The following is a 15,139-nucleotide window of genomic DNA, read 5'->3' on the forward strand; positions in this document are numbered from 1 at the left end:
TATGTATTGCATAATACCTTTTTTAAGATATATATTTGCATAAGAAAGTATTATATACTATAATCATGAAAAATAATAAACAAAATACAAACGCCTTTTTAATTCACTTATCTGCTTTTGCTGGTTTTATATTTCCTTTTGGCCATATAATTACACCGTTAATAGCGTGGCAAACATTAAAAGAACGAAGTGAATTTTTAGATGAACAAGGTAAAGAGGCAGTAAATTTTAATATTAGCTACACTTTATACTCTTTCTTGTTGACCTTAACATTTATTCCATTTGCCTTTGGTTCTTTTATCAGAGAATTCAATCATTTCGACAATTTTAGCATCAATTTAGATTTAAATTCTCATAACTTTTTAGGAATAATTGGTTTTGGTACGGTAGCAAGTATTATTTATTTAATTGGCATTGCATTAGTTATAATAGCTTCTTTAAAAGCAAAAGAAGGAGAAAATTACAAGTACCCTTTTACTATAAAATTTATTAAATAAACCACATTATATGAAGATAGAAAACACAAAAGCACAAATGAGAAAAGGTGTTTTAGAGTATTGTATTTTATCCATTCTAAAAAATGGAGATGCATATACATCAGAAATACTTTCTACGCTTAAAGGTGCAGAAATGATTGTGGTTGAAGGAACCATTTACCCGTTACTAACCCGCTTAAAAAATGCTGGTTTATTATCGTACAGATGGGAAGAATCAACCTCTGGACCACCAAGAAAATACTACGTTTTAACAGAAAACGGAGGCATGTTTTTAAAAGAATTAGACAAAACATGGAGTAATTTAGTAAACGCAGTTAACCAAGTAATTAGCACAAAACCAACTTCAGATGAATAAGACAATAAATATAAATTTAGGCGGATTTTTCTTCCATATAGACGAGATTGCCTATCAAAAACTAAGAAGATATCTAGAGTCTATCTCTAAATCTTTAAGTGAAGATCCGCAAGGAAAAAATGAAATAATAGCAGATATAGAAGCACGTATAAGTGAACTTTTATCAGAAAAAATTACTGATGCTAGACAAGTTGTTAACGAAGGTGATATCGAAGATATTATTGTAATAATGGGTCAACCAGAAGATTACGCAGAGGCAGAAGAAGCATATTCTGATGCAAGTTATTCTTATAAGAGAAATAATACTTCGGGAAAAAATTATTTAGAGATGGCGATGATAAATTTTTAGGTGGTGTTGCATCCGGTATTGCGCATTATTTTGATATTGACGCAATTTGGATTCGTTTAGGTTTGTTGGCACTTTTCTTTGGAGCAGGATTCGGAATTTTAATTTACATTATTTTATGGATTCTATTGCCGGAGGCAAAAACTACAGCAGAAAAATTACAGATGGAAGGTGAACCTGTAAATATTGATAACATTGAAAAGAAAATTAGAGAAGAATTTTCTAACGTATCAGAAAATGTTAGAAATGTTGCGAATCAAGCATCAGAAAAATTTAAAGATGGTGCTAATGAGTTCTCAGAAAAAATGAGTCAAACTTTTTCAGCAAAGACAAAAAAATAATGGTTTACAAGATTTTTTAGATACAATTGGTAAAATTATACTTGGCTTTTTTAAAATTATAGGAAAGTTTTTAGGTGTACTATTTGTATTCTTAGGTGCCGCCATTATTTTATCTCTAATTATTGGAGGGTTTTCTGTAGGAAGTTTAGAATTCTTAAATATAGATGGAAATTATATTAGTTACCCGGAATTCTTTTATGACGCAACGCTACCAAGATGGTTGCTAACAGTTTCTTTATTTGTTTTAGTTGGTATTCCTTTTTTAGCCTTATTAATTTTAGGTTTAAGAATGTTATCTAGTAATGTAAAACAAGTTAGTAGAGTAACCTCTTTATCTCTTTTAGGTATATGGATAATTGCTTTGTTAATGATCATTTTTACGGCAATAGAGTTTGGAACTACACATGCTAATTATGGTAAAAATGTGGTAAAAAAGAATCTTACAATTTCGAAACAAGACACGTTAACTGTAAAGATGATTAACAATGACGAAATCTATTATAAACACAACTTAAGAAGATCTTCTAGAAGACACGAAGTTGAAGTTGATAATAAGCGTATGGTTTATACAAATGACATAAGAATTGATGTTAATAAAAGCAATACAAACGAAGCTTATGTAATTATTCAAAAAGAATCTTATGGCAGAAGTAGTATTAGAGCGAGTAAAAATGCTGAAAAAATAGCATATAACTTCACTTTTTCTAATAATGAGCTTTTATTAGATGCTTACTTTCTATCGAACATAAAAAATATTTTTAAAGATGAAGAAATTGTAATTACGCTGTTTTTACCAACTACTTCTACTATCTATTTTGATAATTCGGTTAAATCATTTTTATACAATGTTACAAATGAAAGTAATTTAGACGAAGACGAAATGACTAATCATTATTTTAAAATGACAAACAGCGCTTTAGAATGTACAGATTGTACAATTGAAAAAGAAGATGATGAAGATGATGAAGATAAAAAAGTTGAAGACACATTTTAATTACAATTCAGTACAAATAAAATACAACTGGGCAACTTTATATTGGCAATAAGCGTCTTAACTGTGATATTTACCATATAAATTTAAAAACAACATCATGAAAAAATCAATCAACCAACTTTTAACAATTTTATTTTTATCGACTATTTTAACATCTTGTGGTGTCGATTATTTAAATAAAGTAAATGGTAATAGAAATGTTACAACAGAGACAAGAAACGTTAGTGATACTTTTAACGGTATACATGTAAGCAACGGTATCGATTTATACATTAGCCAAAGTAGCAATACTGAAGTTGTTGTAGAAGCTGATGAAAACCTGCAAGAAATTATAAAAACCGAAGTTAATGATGGTGTTTTAAGAATTTATACAGATAAAAATATTTGGCAATCGAAATCAAGAAAAGTTCATGTAACACTAAAAGAACTATCTAATTTAAAAGCTACAAGTGGTGCAGATGTGTATACCGAAGATGTTATAAATACTAAAGAAATATCTATTTCTGCAACAAGTGGCGCAGACATAAACATTAAAGTTGATGCAGAAAGTGTAGCTACAAAATCTACAAGTGGATCAGATATTAACATAGCTGGTAACACAACCAATCATGCATCTAGCGCTACAAGCGGAAGTTCTATTGACGCTTACGACTTAGAAAGTAAAAACGTTATTGCCAAAGTAACAAGTGGTGCAGATATTGATATTTATGCTTCAGAAAAAATTGAAGCGAAAGCTACTAGTGGCGGAGATATAGATTATAAAGGTAATCCGAAAATTGTAAATAAAAAGTCTTCTTCTGGAGGTAGTATTTCTAGAAAATAAAATAAATCAATCAACCAAAAAATGATTTCTTCAGGTTGTAATAAACCTGAAGAATTCTAAAAAAATAGCTATGAAAACATTATTAGATTCCTTCAAAGATTCTATGATTGTAAAAGTATTAATTGCAATAATCATGTTCTTTTTTACTTGGATTTCGAATACTCAAATAGAAAAAAATTCTGAATTTTATAAGTCAATAAAAGGCGATAAGAATGTTTTTACAGAAAATTCTTCTAAATTAGAACAACCAAAAAATATAAGTGAAATTTTGTCAAAAAACAGTAAACAGTTTTATGCAAAAAAATAAAAAAATTAGAAAGCTAACTTCTAATATGGTTACTAATACTTGGTTTTATTAGTTTACTTGGTAAGTCGCTGTTTTTAAAAAAACAGCGCTTACTTTTTTATAACTATTCCGTTGCTTTTTTGTAGTTACTTAAAAGCTTTTTAACTTCTAAATTATCATAAACCGTAGGATAAAGCTCTTTTAAAATGATGTGATAATCATAATCAATCTGCATTCCTTTGATCAAATGAGAAAAAGCATATTTATTTTTATTCATAATAAAAAATAAGCCTGCAAATCGGTATTCTATTTCTGCAAAGCCTTTATGTATTTTCTGAGCTTCAAAAATTACTTTTAAAGCGTAATTATATTCGCCTAAAAATGATAAAACATCAATTAAACCTAAATAAATTTCAGGGAATTATCGCCCAAACGCAAACAATTATTATAACCAGAAACGGCTTCTTCCAAAAAGCTAAGTTTTAGTTTTATTTCTGCATACCTACTCCAATACACCGCATTGTCTTGGTCTATTTTTAATGCTTTAGATAAATAATAAGATGCTTTTTGGTAATTTTCTAGATCAAAATAAATGTTAGCTAATAAACCCCAACCTTTATCTAGTAATGGATCTTCGTGTACAGCATTTTTATAGTAAGAAATTGCAGCTTCTAAATTTTCTAATTTTTGGTAGCACTCACCTACTCTAATGTATGCGTATGCAGTAGGATCATCTAACTCTAAAGTAATTAAATAATTGTCTATAGCATCTTGATAATTTCCTAATTGTTCTAATGTTTTTGCCTTTTCTAGATATCCGCCTAAAAAAGATTCGTCAATTAAAACAGCATATTCAAAAGCTTTTAAAGCTTCTTCAAAATTGTTTAAAACAAAATATTGCCTCCCCAATTGATGCCATGCAACTTCGCAATAAGGGTTTATTTCTATGTAAGATTTTAAGTATGTTGCAGCCTCTTCATGCTCTTCTTGCATATCGAAACAATACACAATATTATAAAGTGCAGAATAGTCTTCGTAATCTACTTCGATACAGTTTGCAAAGTTTTTTCTAGCATTTGTAAAATCATCTAAATATAAATATTCCATACCCAATAAAGACCAAACATCTACTTTATCTTCGGTTAAATCTAAAGCTTGTTCTAAATCTTTAATGGCAACTTTATGCAAACCTCTTTTAGAGTTTATTGTAGCTTTTTGTATAAAAACTTCTTCATTATCTGGTGCAATTATTGCTACTTTTTTTAAAAGTTTTTCTGCTTTATCTACCTCATGCTCTGTTAAGTGCATTTCTACCATCAACAATTTTAAATCAATAGATTCAGGTGTTGTTCTAACCCCAATTTTATTGCTTTTTTTGCTAATGATACTTTACCGAATCTAAATAATGTATGATGATTTCTTCAAACTCTACCAAATCAAAAAAATAAATATTGTTGGTTTTGAGCATCGATTCAAATTTTAATAGAGACATAACTAAGAGATTTGAATTATGATAATAAAGGTAGTATAACTCTAGGAAAACAATTGGCTGCGAAGTTTTTCTTTTCAACAATTTAATTAACAAAAAGCCAACTTTATTTAAGCCTTAATAATTTTGTGCATACATAAATTTACATTAATTTTGATTTTCAATAACTATCAACTTAAATTGATAGCCTTCTTATGAGCAAAAAAACCTTACTTAACTCAAAAGATATTGAAATTATTCTTCATCGATTAGCTTGTCAGTTAATTGAAAACCATAATGATTTTTCTAATACAGTACTTATTGGTTTACAACCAAGAGGTTCTTATTTGGCAAATAGATTAGCCAATTTGTTAAAAACTGATTATAATATTAAAAACTTAGAGTTAGGACTTTTAGACATTACTTTTTACAGAGACGATTTTAGACGAAAAGAAAAACCGTTGGCTGCAGAAACTACAGAAATGGATTTTTTAATAGAAGGTAAAAAAGTTGTAATTATTGATGATGTTTTATTTTTCGGAAGAAGTATTAGAGCTGCTTTAACAGCAATTCAGTCTTACGGAAGACCCGAAAATATAGAACTTTTGGTTTTAATTGACAGAAGATTTAGCAGGCATTTACCAATTCAGCCAAATTATAGAGGCCGACAAGTAGATGCTATAAATGAAGAGCGTGTTTTGGTTACCTGGAAAGAAACCCATAGCAAAGACGCTGTTTTTATAGAATTAAAGTAACCAAGTTTACAAGCTACCATGAAGAATAAAAAACAAATATCTAACTTAAATATGTTGATGTGTCAGAATTAAGCGTAGAACATTTATTGGGAATAAAATATTTAAAGCCCAATGATATTGATGTTATTTTTAAAACTGCAGATCATTTTAAAGAGGTAATTAATAGACCTATTAAAAAAGTACCATCTTTAAGAGATATTACCATTGCAAATTTATTTTTTGAAAACAGCACAAGAACAAAACTAAGTTTCGAACTTGCAGAAAAAAGACTTTCTGCAGATGTAATTAACTTTTCTGCAGGACAATCTTCTGTAAAAAAAGGAGAAACTTTAATAGATACGGTTAACAATATTTTAGCCATGAAGGTAGATATTGTTGTAATGAGACATGGTAATGTTGGGGCGGGCGTATTTTTATCTAAACATGTAAATGCAAAAATTATAAATGCCGGAGATGGTACTCACGAGCACCCAACACAAGCACTTTTAGATTCTTATTCTATTAGAGAAAAATTAGGAAGCGTAAAAGGTAAAAAAATAGTTATTGTTGGTGATATTTTACATTCTAGAGTTGCTTTGTCTAACATTTTTGCATTACAACTTCAAGGTGCAAAAGTAAAAGTATGTGGGCCAACAACACTTATACCTAAACATATTACAAGTTTAGGTGTAGAGGTAGAAACAAACTTAAAAAAAGCCTTAGAGTGGTGTGACGTTGCCAATGTTTTACGTGTACAGCATGAAAGAATGGATATTAAATATTTTCCGTCTACAAGAGAATACACACAATTATTTGGTATCAATCAACAAATATTAGACAACCTTGGCAAGAAAATTGTAATTATGCATCCAGGACCAATAAATAGAGGTGTAGAAATAACAAGTGATGTCGCAGATTCTAATGATTCTATTATACTTAATCAAGTAGAAAATGGTGTTGCAGTTAGAATGGCAGTAATTTATTTATTGGCGCAACAAATAAAAAGATAAGATGCTAATTACAAAAAAAGAGAATTATATTCTTGTAACTTCTGAAGAAGAAAACTTTACAGAATTTTATAAAAAATTTAAAGATAACTTCGGATACATTAAAGACGGACATTTAATTATTCATATTTCTAAAAAAATAAGCTTAGAAAATAAAGATTTTTTACTATTTTTGGATATAGCCGAAGAAAAACAGCAAAATGGCACGTCATTTGTGATAGTTAATTCGGTTATTGATATTGATAACTTTCCAGAAAACTTAAATATTGTACCTACTTTGCAAGAAGCAGAAGATATTTTAGAAATGGAAGCAATAGAAAGAGAATTAGGATTTTAAAAGATAATTTATGGTAAAAAAATACTTTTCATTTTATTTTTATCGGTTTCATTTACAGCTTTTTCGCAAAAAAAACTGTAGATAACTTATCTACTGCTCCTAATCCTTTTACAAGTGTTACAAATATAACTTTCAATTCTGTGTCCAATTCTTCGGTTATTTTAACTGTAAGAAATGTTTTGGGTAAAACTGTTTTTAAGAAAACGTATAATACTACATCGGGTAAAAATAAAATACCATTTTATAAAAACGATTTAGCTACAGGTATGTACATTTACAGTATACAGAACAATAAGAAAGTAATTTCTAAACGTTTTGTAATTAAATGATAAACCTTACTATTCTAGGTTGTCATTCTGCAACACCTCGTGCAAACGCATTTCCTACTGCACAATACTTAGAAATTAACAACAATCATTTTCTTATAGATTGTGGCGAAGGCACGCAACGCCAAATGCGTAAATACAAAGTTGGTTTTTCTAAAATAAATCACATATTTATTTCTCATTTACACGGCGACCACTATTATGGTTTGGTTGGTTTACTATCTACTTATGGTATGTTAAGTAGAGAAAAAGAAATGCATATTTACGGGCCAAAAGGTATTCAAAAAGCAACCATGCAGATGCTAAAAATATCTGAATCTCATGCCAAATTTAATATGGTATTTCATGAACTAACTTCAAAAGAAAGTGAATTAATTTATGAAGATGATAAAGTTACCGTTACTACAATTCCTTTAAACCACAGAGTGTATACAAATGGTTATCTTTTTAAAGAGAAAGAAAAACCAAGAAAATTAAACATGCTAAATATTAGCGGTTATCCAGAAATTGACAAAGCAGATTATTTAAACATTAAAGCTGGTAGAGACATTAATTTAACCTCCGGAGAAGTTGTACCAAATAAAAGTTTAACATTAGACCCACCAAAACCATTAAGCTATGCTTTTTGTAGCGATACTAGTTATAAACCAGATATTGTACCAATTATAAAAGATGTAGATTTATTATATCATGAGTCTACTTTTTTAGCAGACAGACAAGATTTGGCTAAAAAAACAAAGCACTCTACTTCTATAGAAGCTGCTAAAATTGCCAAAGATGCAAGTGCTAAAGAATTAATTCTAGGTCATTTTTCACGGTAGATATCCGAGACACAACTGTGTTTCAAAAAGAAGCAAAAACTGTTTTTGATAATGTTTCTTTAGCTAAACCTGGTGCAAAATTTACTTTAAAATAATTAGTATTGGTTTGTTCCTAACAAAACTAAGGTACAAGCTATTTCACTTTCTATATTATTCTTCTTTAACATCTTAAGAAATTCAAAATTCTCTGTACCCGGATTAAAAATAACTCTATTGGGTTTTAAATCTATAATATAGTTGTAATACTCTTCTTGTCTTTTCGGATTTAAATATAAAGTAACCGTATCTATATTCTGATACTCTTTTTTAGCTACATCTATATTAACATCTGCAACTATACCTTTTCTTAAGCCTATAGCAACAGTATCAATTTGGTGAGCTCTTAATTTTTGTATTGCACGGTTAGAGTACCTTTCTTTTTTTAAAGAAGCTCCTATTACTAACGTTTTCTTACTCATATTTTTTAAATAAAAATTGAAACAAATAGATTTTACATTCGTCTATAAGATAATTACTTTGTCTTCACTAAAGTAATTTATTTGATTTAATAACAAAAATCCGAAGTATATAAATACTACGGATTTTTTATTTGTTATTTTCTGTGGCCTCTATCGAGCCTTTAACAGCTATTATAATATTTACAATACAAAAGATAAAAATAAGTATCGAATTGGTCTTTGTACCCTCGAAAATTATAAATTTAACAAATGCATTTAAAACAAAAATAAATAGAAAGATGTTTGATAATAATAAAAGTATTTTTAAATTTTTTCTCATAAATAATTTCTAAAAGTATAGATCAAAACTATAAAAAAAATTAACCTCTTCTACCTCTACCCATTCTATTATTTCTCATTTCTAACATTTTATTTTTAACAGTTTTCGCATATTCCTTTTTAGTTATTTGTTTCCCTTTTTCTGGCGGAGAAACCTCTAAATTATTTTGCTTATCTATTACTATTTCTGTGCATAAAAGCGTTGTATTTTGGGCACTTACTTCTAAAATTAATCCTGGTAAACCCCAATATTCTGCAGGTCCTTGGGCAATTGGTATTGTGGGTGTATACCACGCTTCTACTACAATCATTTTTTCTTCTTGCCCTTCTTTATTAGATGCGTTTAAATCACTCCAAGAAAATTCGAACCATTTTAACTCTTGATAAGGAACAAATGCTTTTGCTTTAAAGCAAGTATAGTTACCAATTTGCTTAGTTTCCGAACCTAAAGTCCAATTAATTTTATATAAATCGTCTTTTACTAAGAACCTTTTACCATAAAACTCTTGAGACTGAATTAACTTGTTATCTGAAATACTTTTGTATTGATCTCCTCTAGAAAAATAAGCTCCCCAAGAATCTGTTGCACCGGATATAGCATCTATTTTTTCATCTTCTTTAAAAAAAGATTCTTGTTTGTTAAATTTTAAAACATATGTTTTTTCTAACCTGTTTTTAAGTCTGCTGGCAATTTGTTTTTTCTGAGCTTCACTCATTTTTGCTCCCCATTTTCCTAATTCCATTTTAGATTTTGAAACATAAGTTACTTTACCACTAAAACTTTGAGAAAAAGAGATCGAAGAAATAGAGAACAAAAAAACAAAAACAACATTCTTGATATAACTGACTTTCATAATAAAACCTATTTATTGTTTAACAAATATACTAAAATATTAAACAACAAGAATTTTAAATGATATTTGTCTTTTTTAACAAGATGTAAAAAAAGACTTGTAATAACAAGTCTTTTTTTAATTATAAGTAAAATGTAATATTTACCAACGTATAATTACAGAACCCCATGTAAATCCACTACCAAAAGCAGCTAAAACCACAAGATCATTATCTTTTATTTTTCCTTTTTCCCAAGCTTCTGTTAACGCAATTATTACAGACGCTGCAGTTGTATTACCATATTTCATGATATTGTTGTACACTTTATCATCAGAAAGTTGAAATTTCTTTTGAATAAATTGAGCAATACGCAAATTTGCTTGATGAGGAATAAGCATATCAATATCTTCTTTTTGCAATTTATTTGCTTCTAAACCTTCTACAATTGCTTCAGAAAAACGTCCTATTGCATGTTTAAAAACAAATTGTCCGTTCATGTAAGGATAATAAGAAACATCATCAGGATCATTAGCTTCGATAATTTCTGGAACCCATCTTTTAGTTGATGGACCAATTAACGCTAATTCTTTCGCATGTTTTCCTTCTGAGTGTAAATGAGATGATAAAATACCTTTACCAGCTTCTTCGCTTCTAGAAAGTACAGCTGCTCCTGCCCCATCACCAAAAATTACAGATACATTTCTACCTCTTGTAGATTTTTCTAAACCACCAGAATGATTTTCTGCACCAATAACTAAAATGTTTTTATACATACCAGTTTTAATAAACTGATCTGCTACAGACATTGCATAAATAAAACCGAACATTGATTACGTACATCTAAAGCACCAATTGTTGGCATCTCTAGCATTTCTTGAATTTGAACTCCGCCACCAGGAAAATACATATCTCGGACTTAAAGTTGCAAATACTATAAAATCAATATCATCTTTAGTTAAACCCGCTCTTTCAATGGCAATTCTAGAAGCTTTTGCTCCCATAACCGCTGTTGTATCTCCGAGATTTTGGGTCTATCCATCTTCTTTCTTTTATACCCGTTCTTTCCTGAATCCACTCATCAGAAGTTTCCATAAACTCCTTTAAATCATCATTTTTTACGACATTATCAGGAACATAATATCCAAGACCTGTTATTTTTGAATTATACATAATTTAATGGTCAATATTTTTAATTATTCGTTTGTTTGTAATTAGCAAAAATAGTGATTTTTGTTTTTATATCAGAAATAGTTTTTATTGACATTAAAAAACTTCTTTCTGTCATCTTGTCAGAATCTTCTTTTTGGTATTTTTTTGACTATTGATATATCAAAATAATAAAGTCAAATTTTAAACTATATACAAAATGGCAAAAGGAAATATTAATGTATCGGTAGAGAATATCTTTCCGTTAATTAAAAAGTTCTTATACTCAGATCACGAAATTTTTTTACGTGAATTAATTTCTAACGGAACAGATGCTACTTCTAAATTAAAGCATTTAATTGCTATTGGTGAAGCAGATACTGAATTAGGAGACGCAAAAATTGAGGTTAGCATTAACAAAGATGCTAAAACAATTACTATTAAAGATCAAGGTCTTGGTATGACTGCCGATGAGGTTGAGAAATACATCAATCAAATTGCTTTTTCTGGTGCAGAAGAGTTTTTAGACAAATATAAAGACAACGAAGCTGGTATTATTGGGCATTTTGGTTTAGGTTTTTACTCTGCTTTTATGGTTGCAGACAAAGTAGAAATTATTACAAAATCGTTTAAAGATGCACCTGCAGCGCATTGGACTTGTGATGGATCGCCGGAGTATACATTGGTAGAACATGATAAGTCTGACAGAGGAACAGAAATTGTTTTACATGTTGCAGAAGATTCTTTAGAGTTTTTAGAAGAAAGTAAAATTGAAGGTTTATTAACGAAATATAATCGTTTTAATCAAGTGCCAATTAAATTTGGAACAAAAGAAATTAACGATCCAGAGTTTACACCTAAAACTACAAAAGATAAAGACGGTAAAGAAACTACAGAACCGCACAAACAAATAACTGTAGACAAAATTATCAATAATACAGAACCTGCTTGGACTAAGAAACCTGCAGATTTAGAGAAAGAAGATTATGATAATTTTTACAGAGAATTGTATCCAATGCAGTTCGAAGAGTCTTTATTTCACATTCACTTAAATGTAGATTATCCTTTTAATTTAACAGGTATTTTATTCTTTCCTAAGTTATCTCAAAACATGGATATGCAAAAGGATAAAATCCAATTGTATCAAAACCAAGTTTTTGTAACAGATAATGTAGAAGGAATTGTACCAGACTTTTTACAGATGTTAAAAGGTGTTATCGACTCACCAGATATTCCATTAAACGTTTCTCGTTCTTATTTACAAGCAGACGGTGCTGTTAAAAAAATCTCTGGCTACATTACTAAAAAAGTTGCTGATAAATTATCTTCTTTATTCAAAAAAGATAGAGCAGATTTTGAAACAAAATGGAACGATATTAAAGTAATTATCGAATACGGAATGTTGTCTGAAGATAAATTCTTTGACAAAGCTAAAAAGTTTGCTTTATACCCAACGGTTGCAGATACTTTTTTCACTTTTGATGAATTGATCGAAAAAACAAAAGATACTCAAACAGATAAAGATGGTAACCATGTAATTTTATATGCAGCTAACAAAGATGCACAACACAGTTACATACAAGAAGCTACAGCTAAAGGTTACGAAGTTTTAATCTTAGACTCGCCAATTATATCTCACTTAATGCAAAAATTAGAAGGTGGAGATGGTAAAATTAAATTTACAAGAGTAGATGCAGATCATGTAGATAACTTAATTAAGAAAGACGATAACGTTATTTCTAAATTAACAGAAGAAGAAAAAGAAAAATTAAAGCCAATTATAGAAAGTGCTGTAAACTCTAAATCTTATACTGTTCAATTAGAGGCAATGGATTCTAATTCTTCTCCGTTTATAATTACTGTTCCAGAATTTATGCGAAGAATGAAAGAAATGCAAGCAACTGGTGGTGGCGGAATGATGGGAATGGGTAATTTTCCGAGACATGTACAATTTAGTAGTCAACACAAACAGCCCATTAGTTTCAGAGATTTTAAATAATAAAGATGAAGAAGCTCAAAAAGGATTGATTTCTCAGGCTTTTGATTTGGCAAAATTATCTCAAAACCTATTACATGGTGAAGAATTAACAAATTTTATCAAACGTTCTTACGAGTTAATCAAGTAAAACAACGATGTTTTTCGTATTAGCGAAAACTACAAATAAAAACCTCTCTGTTTTTCAGAGAGGTTTTTTTATGCAAAAATTTTAAGTTTACTAAACCATAACTATACTTTACCTTTCAAAATAGCCCTTTGCCTAAAACTGTATTTTAAAACCTAAAGTTAATAGGTAGTTTTGATACATAACTTTAAAATACATACCATGAAAACACAATTACAGTTAGAAATTATAAGTCCTTGCAAAGAAAATTTTAATTTATTTAAACAAACCGAAAAAGGTGGTTTTTGTAATTCTTGTCAAAAAGAAGTTATTGATTTTTCTAAAATGACATCTACAGAGATAATAAACTATTTTAAAATGAAATCTACTAAAAATACTTGTGGAAAATTCTCTCAAAAACAAATTCACCTTTTTAAACCTAGAAGAAGAATAAACATTTTAACAGGAATTGCGTTTTCAATGATTTCTTTTCTATCAATAGGAAATATTCATGCCCAAAAGAATAATCAGCAGAAACAAATAAAAAAACTAAATAATATAACTTTAAAAGGTAAAGTGTCTGATAACAACGATTTTTTACCTGGAGTTAGTGTTATGTTAGAAGGAAGTAACATTGGTACAGAAACTAATTTTGATGGAGAATTTACATTTCCTAAAAAATTACAAAAAGGAGATGTAATTGTATTTTCTTATTTGGGGTATGTTACAAAAAAAGTAAAAGTAACCTCTAACAATAATAGTTCTAAAGTTTTTATGAATATTAAATTTGAAGAAGATAATTATGTATTAATGGGAGCTGTAGACGTGAGAAATGTTTATAAATCTCAAAAGAAATCTTAGTTTCTTATGAAGTATTTTATACTTTTTGTATTCTTTTTAATTTCTATCGAGATTCATGCGCAGCTTAATGATTTTAAAAACATAAATTTTACAAAAGCAGATAGTATTGCTAAATTATACAATGGTAAAAACTTAAAAAACTTACCACTGTTAACTTATAATTTAACAATAAACTTAGAAACAGATGTAGAAAAATTTAGAGCTATATACTCATGGATTTGTATGAATATAAAAGCTGATTATTATATGTATAAGCGAATTAATAACGCTAGAAAAAGACATAAAAAAGATAATATTGCTTATGCAATTTGGAACAAAAATTATTCTAAAAAAGTTTTTAAGAGGTTATTGAACAACAAAAAAACAATGTGTACTGGTTATGCGTACTTATTAAAAGTGATGACAAACTTAATAAATCTAAAGTGCGAGATCGTTAACGGTTATGTTAGAAACTCAAGTAGCAACGTACTAACGTTAGAAAACCCAAACCATTCTTGGAATGCTGTAAAAATTAATAATAAATGGTATTTAGCAGATGCTACATTGTCAAGTGGCTATTTAGATTTAAATAACAATGCATTTGTTTTCGATTATAATGATGGATACTTTTTACAAAATCCGTTAATATATTCTAAAACACATTATCCGTTTAAAAAGAAATGGTTTTTAATAGATAACAACAGTAAATCAAAAAATAATTTTACAGAAAATCCAATTGTTTATGGTGGCGCTTTTAAATACGGAATTTACCCAACCAAATCTTTAAAACTAAATAACGATGTATCTAAAAATGATTCTCGCTTTATAAACTTTCACACTTCGAAAACCATAAATTCAAAGAAATTAAAATTAAAAGTTAATGAAGGTAACGAGGTTCTCAACTTAAAGTTAGATTTACAAAACTCAAATCAAATTACAATTAAACATCAATTTAAAAAAACAGGGAAATTTGACATCCATCTATATTATAATAATGAAATAATTACAAGTTCAACTTTTAACGTTTTAGAATAAATTTACATTTTGAACATCAATCTATTTTAACACTTTAAAAATAAACAGTAATTTTATATTTTTAAACATAA

At 28.6% G+C, this 15,139-nt stretch carries 17 protein-coding genes and 3 pseudogenes; 15 read left to right on the forward strand and 5 right to left on the reverse strand.

All coding sequences use genetic code 11. From position 1 onward, the window contains the following. The first annotated feature begins 65 nt into the window (after positions 1-65). From ACZ1HD_RS11175 to ACZ1HD_RS11205, 7 genes are all read left to right on the forward strand, one after another. Complete coding sequence (locus tag ACZ1HD_RS11175; RefSeq protein ID WP_077809718.1) at positions 66-497, forward strand: DUF4870 domain-containing protein; 432 nt, start codon at positions 66-68, stop codon at positions 495-497. Positions 498-507: 10 nt separating this feature from the next. Then, positions 508-852 carry a PadR family transcriptional regulator gene (locus ACZ1HD_RS11180; RefSeq protein ID WP_077809719.1) on the forward strand — a complete coding sequence of 115 codons (345 nt, stop codon included), beginning with the start codon at positions 508-510 and terminating at the stop codon, positions 850-852. Next, positions 845-1,201 carry a hypothetical protein gene (locus ACZ1HD_RS11185; RefSeq protein ID WP_472687461.1) on the forward strand — a complete coding sequence of 119 codons (357 nt, stop codon included), beginning with the start codon at positions 845-847 and terminating at the stop codon, positions 1,199-1,201. The genes ACZ1HD_RS11180 and ACZ1HD_RS11185 overlap by 8 nt, the downstream gene beginning before the upstream one ends. Before the next feature lie 17 nt (positions 1,202-1,218). Beyond that, positions 1,219-1,539, forward strand: a complete 321-nt coding sequence (locus ACZ1HD_RS11190) for a PspC domain-containing protein (protein ID WP_472689339.1) — start codon at positions 1,219-1,221, stop codon at positions 1,537-1,539. Positions 1,540-1,564: 25 nt separating this feature from the next. After that, positions 1,565-2,533 carry a hypothetical protein gene (locus ACZ1HD_RS11195; RefSeq protein ID WP_472689340.1) on the forward strand — a complete coding sequence of 323 codons (969 nt, stop codon included), beginning with the start codon at positions 1,565-1,567 and terminating at the stop codon, positions 2,531-2,533. 97 nt (positions 2,534-2,630) lie between these two features. Further along, positions 2,631-3,356, forward strand: coding sequence for a head GIN domain-containing protein (locus ACZ1HD_RS11200; RefSeq protein ID WP_472687462.1), 726 nt, complete (start codon positions 2,631-2,633; stop codon positions 3,354-3,356). 70 nt (positions 3,357-3,426) lie between these two features. Further along, entirely contained in the window at positions 3,427-3,663 is a 237-nt protein-coding gene (locus tag ACZ1HD_RS11205) for a hypothetical protein (RefSeq protein WP_472687463.1), read from the forward strand. A 103-nt stretch (positions 3,664-3,766) separates the two neighbouring features. On the opposite strand, the gene ACZ1HD_RS11210 is transcribed toward ACZ1HD_RS11205, so the two are convergent. Beyond that, on the reverse strand, positions 3,767-3,919 hold the full coding sequence (locus ACZ1HD_RS11210; RefSeq protein WP_472687464.1) for a hypothetical protein: 153 nt from the start codon (positions 3,917-3,919) through the stop codon (positions 3,767-3,769). Between the two features lie 125 nt (positions 3,920-4,044). Continuing rightward, positions 4,045-4,959, reverse strand: coding sequence for a tetratricopeptide repeat protein (locus ACZ1HD_RS11215; RefSeq protein WP_472687465.1), 915 nt, complete (start codon positions 4,957-4,959; stop codon positions 4,045-4,047). A 366-nt stretch (positions 4,960-5,325) separates the two neighbouring features. Here ACZ1HD_RS11215 and pyrR point away from each other — a divergent pair, with 366 nt between their 5' ends. The 5 genes and pseudogenes from pyrR to ACZ1HD_RS11240 all read left to right on the forward strand — a co-directional run bounded on the left by pyrR (position 5,326) and on the right by ACZ1HD_RS11240 (position 8,430). Continuing rightward, positions 5,326-5,865 (forward strand): bifunctional pyr operon transcriptional regulator/uracil phosphoribosyltransferase PyrR, encoded by a 540-nt coding sequence (pyrR, locus tag ACZ1HD_RS11220; RefSeq protein WP_472687466.1) that lies wholly within the window; start codon positions 5,326-5,328, stop codon positions 5,863-5,865. Between the two features lie 59 nt (positions 5,866-5,924). After that, positions 5,925-6,854 (forward strand): aspartate carbamoyltransferase catalytic subunit, encoded by a 930-nt coding sequence (locus ACZ1HD_RS11225; protein ID WP_077809725.1) that lies wholly within the window; start codon positions 5,925-5,927, stop codon positions 6,852-6,854. Between the two features lies 1 nt (position 6,855). Then, on the forward strand, positions 6,856-7,188 hold the full coding sequence (locus tag ACZ1HD_RS11230; protein ID WP_472687467.1) for a hypothetical protein: 333 nt from the start codon (positions 6,856-6,858) through the stop codon (positions 7,186-7,188). Positions 7,189-7,328: 140 nt separating this feature from the next. Beyond that, complete coding sequence (locus ACZ1HD_RS11235) at positions 7,329-7,517, forward strand: T9SS type A sorting domain-containing protein (protein WP_472687468.1); 189 nt, start codon at positions 7,329-7,331, stop codon at positions 7,515-7,517. After that, positions 7,514-8,430: pseudogene (locus tag ACZ1HD_RS11240) on the forward strand (ribonuclease Z). Before ACZ1HD_RS11235 ends, ACZ1HD_RS11240 begins: the two are co-directional and overlap by 4 nt. Here ACZ1HD_RS11240 and ACZ1HD_RS11245 read toward each other — a convergent pair. From ACZ1HD_RS11245 to ACZ1HD_RS11255, 3 genes and pseudogenes are all read right to left on the reverse strand, one after another. Next, positions 8,431-8,793 carry a CoA-binding protein gene (locus ACZ1HD_RS11245; RefSeq protein WP_472687469.1) on the reverse strand — a complete coding sequence of 121 codons (363 nt, stop codon included), beginning with the start codon at positions 8,791-8,793 and terminating at the stop codon, positions 8,431-8,433. 359 nt (positions 8,794-9,152) lie between these two features. Continuing rightward, complete coding sequence (locus tag ACZ1HD_RS11250) at positions 9,153-9,965, reverse strand: GLPGLI family protein (protein WP_375240933.1); 813 nt, start codon at positions 9,963-9,965, stop codon at positions 9,153-9,155. A gap of 141 nt (positions 9,966-10,106) precedes the next feature. Continuing rightward, a pseudogene (locus tag ACZ1HD_RS11255) lies at positions 10,107-11,115 on the reverse strand (3-oxoacyl-ACP synthase III family protein). A gap of 196 nt (positions 11,116-11,311) precedes the next feature. Between ACZ1HD_RS11255 and htpG the strand changes: the two are divergent. The 3 genes and pseudogenes from htpG to ACZ1HD_RS11270 all read left to right on the forward strand — a co-directional run bounded on the left by htpG (position 11,312) and on the right by ACZ1HD_RS11270 (position 15,068). Further along, positions 11,312-13,217, forward strand: a pseudogene (gene htpG, locus ACZ1HD_RS11260) (molecular chaperone HtpG). Positions 13,218-13,415: 198 nt separating this feature from the next. Continuing rightward, positions 13,416-14,054 (forward strand): carboxypeptidase-like regulatory domain-containing protein, encoded by a 639-nt coding sequence (locus tag ACZ1HD_RS11265; protein WP_472687470.1) that lies wholly within the window; start codon positions 13,416-13,418, stop codon positions 14,052-14,054. 6 nt (positions 14,055-14,060) lie between these two features. Continuing rightward, the gene (locus tag ACZ1HD_RS11270) at positions 14,061-15,068 is read left to right on the forward strand and encodes a transglutaminase domain-containing protein (RefSeq protein WP_472687471.1); all 1,008 of its coding nucleotides are present in this window, start codon (positions 14,061-14,063) and stop codon (positions 15,066-15,068) included. Positions 15,069-15,139 lie beyond the last annotated feature (71 nt).

Source organism: Polaribacter sp. HA6-7 (genome assembly GCF_055693625.1).

Bases quoted from the DNA above. Each gene is read 5' to 3' on its own strand.
- ACZ1HD_RS11175 (WP_077809718.1), top strand. From the start codon at position 66: ATGAAAAATAATAAACAAAATACAAACGCCTTTTTAATTCACTTATCT.
- ACZ1HD_RS11180 (WP_077809719.1), top strand. From the start codon at position 508: ATGAAGATAGAAAACACAAAAGCACAAATGAGAAAAGGTGTTTTAGAG.
- ACZ1HD_RS11185 (WP_472687461.1), top strand. From the start codon at position 845: ATGAATAAGACAATAAATATAAATTTAGGCGGATTTTTCTTCCATATA.
- ACZ1HD_RS11200 (WP_472687462.1), top strand. From the start codon at position 2,631: ATGAAAAAATCAATCAACCAACTTTTAACAATTTTATTTTTATCGACT.
- ACZ1HD_RS11205 (WP_472687463.1), top strand. From the start codon at position 3,427: ATGAAAACATTATTAGATTCCTTCAAAGATTCTATGATTGTAAAAGTA.
- ACZ1HD_RS11210 (WP_472687464.1), bottom strand. From the start codon at position 3,919: ATGAATAAAAATAAATATGCTTTTTCTCATTTGATCAAAGGAATGCAG.
- ACZ1HD_RS11215 (WP_472687465.1), bottom strand. From the start codon at position 4,959: ATGGTAGAAATGCACTTAACAGAGCATGAGGTAGATAAAGCAGAAAAA.
- pyrR (WP_472687466.1), top strand. From the start codon at position 5,326: ATGAGCAAAAAAACCTTACTTAACTCAAAAGATATTGAAATTATTCTT.
- ACZ1HD_RS11230 (WP_472687467.1), top strand. From the start codon at position 6,856: ATGCTAATTACAAAAAAAGAGAATTATATTCTTGTAACTTCTGAAGAA.
- ACZ1HD_RS11245 (WP_472687469.1), bottom strand. From the start codon at position 8,793: ATGAGTAAGAAAACGTTAGTAATAGGAGCTTCTTTAAAAAAAGAAAGG.
- ACZ1HD_RS11250 (WP_375240933.1), bottom strand. From the start codon at position 9,965: ATGAAAGTCAGTTATATCAAGAATGTTGTTTTTGTTTTTTTGTTCTCT.
- ACZ1HD_RS11265 (WP_472687470.1), top strand. From the start codon at position 13,416: ATGAAAACACAATTACAGTTAGAAATTATAAGTCCTTGCAAAGAAAAT.
- ACZ1HD_RS11270 (WP_472687471.1), top strand. From the start codon at position 14,061: ATGAAGTATTTTATACTTTTTGTATTCTTTTTAATTTCTATCGAGATT.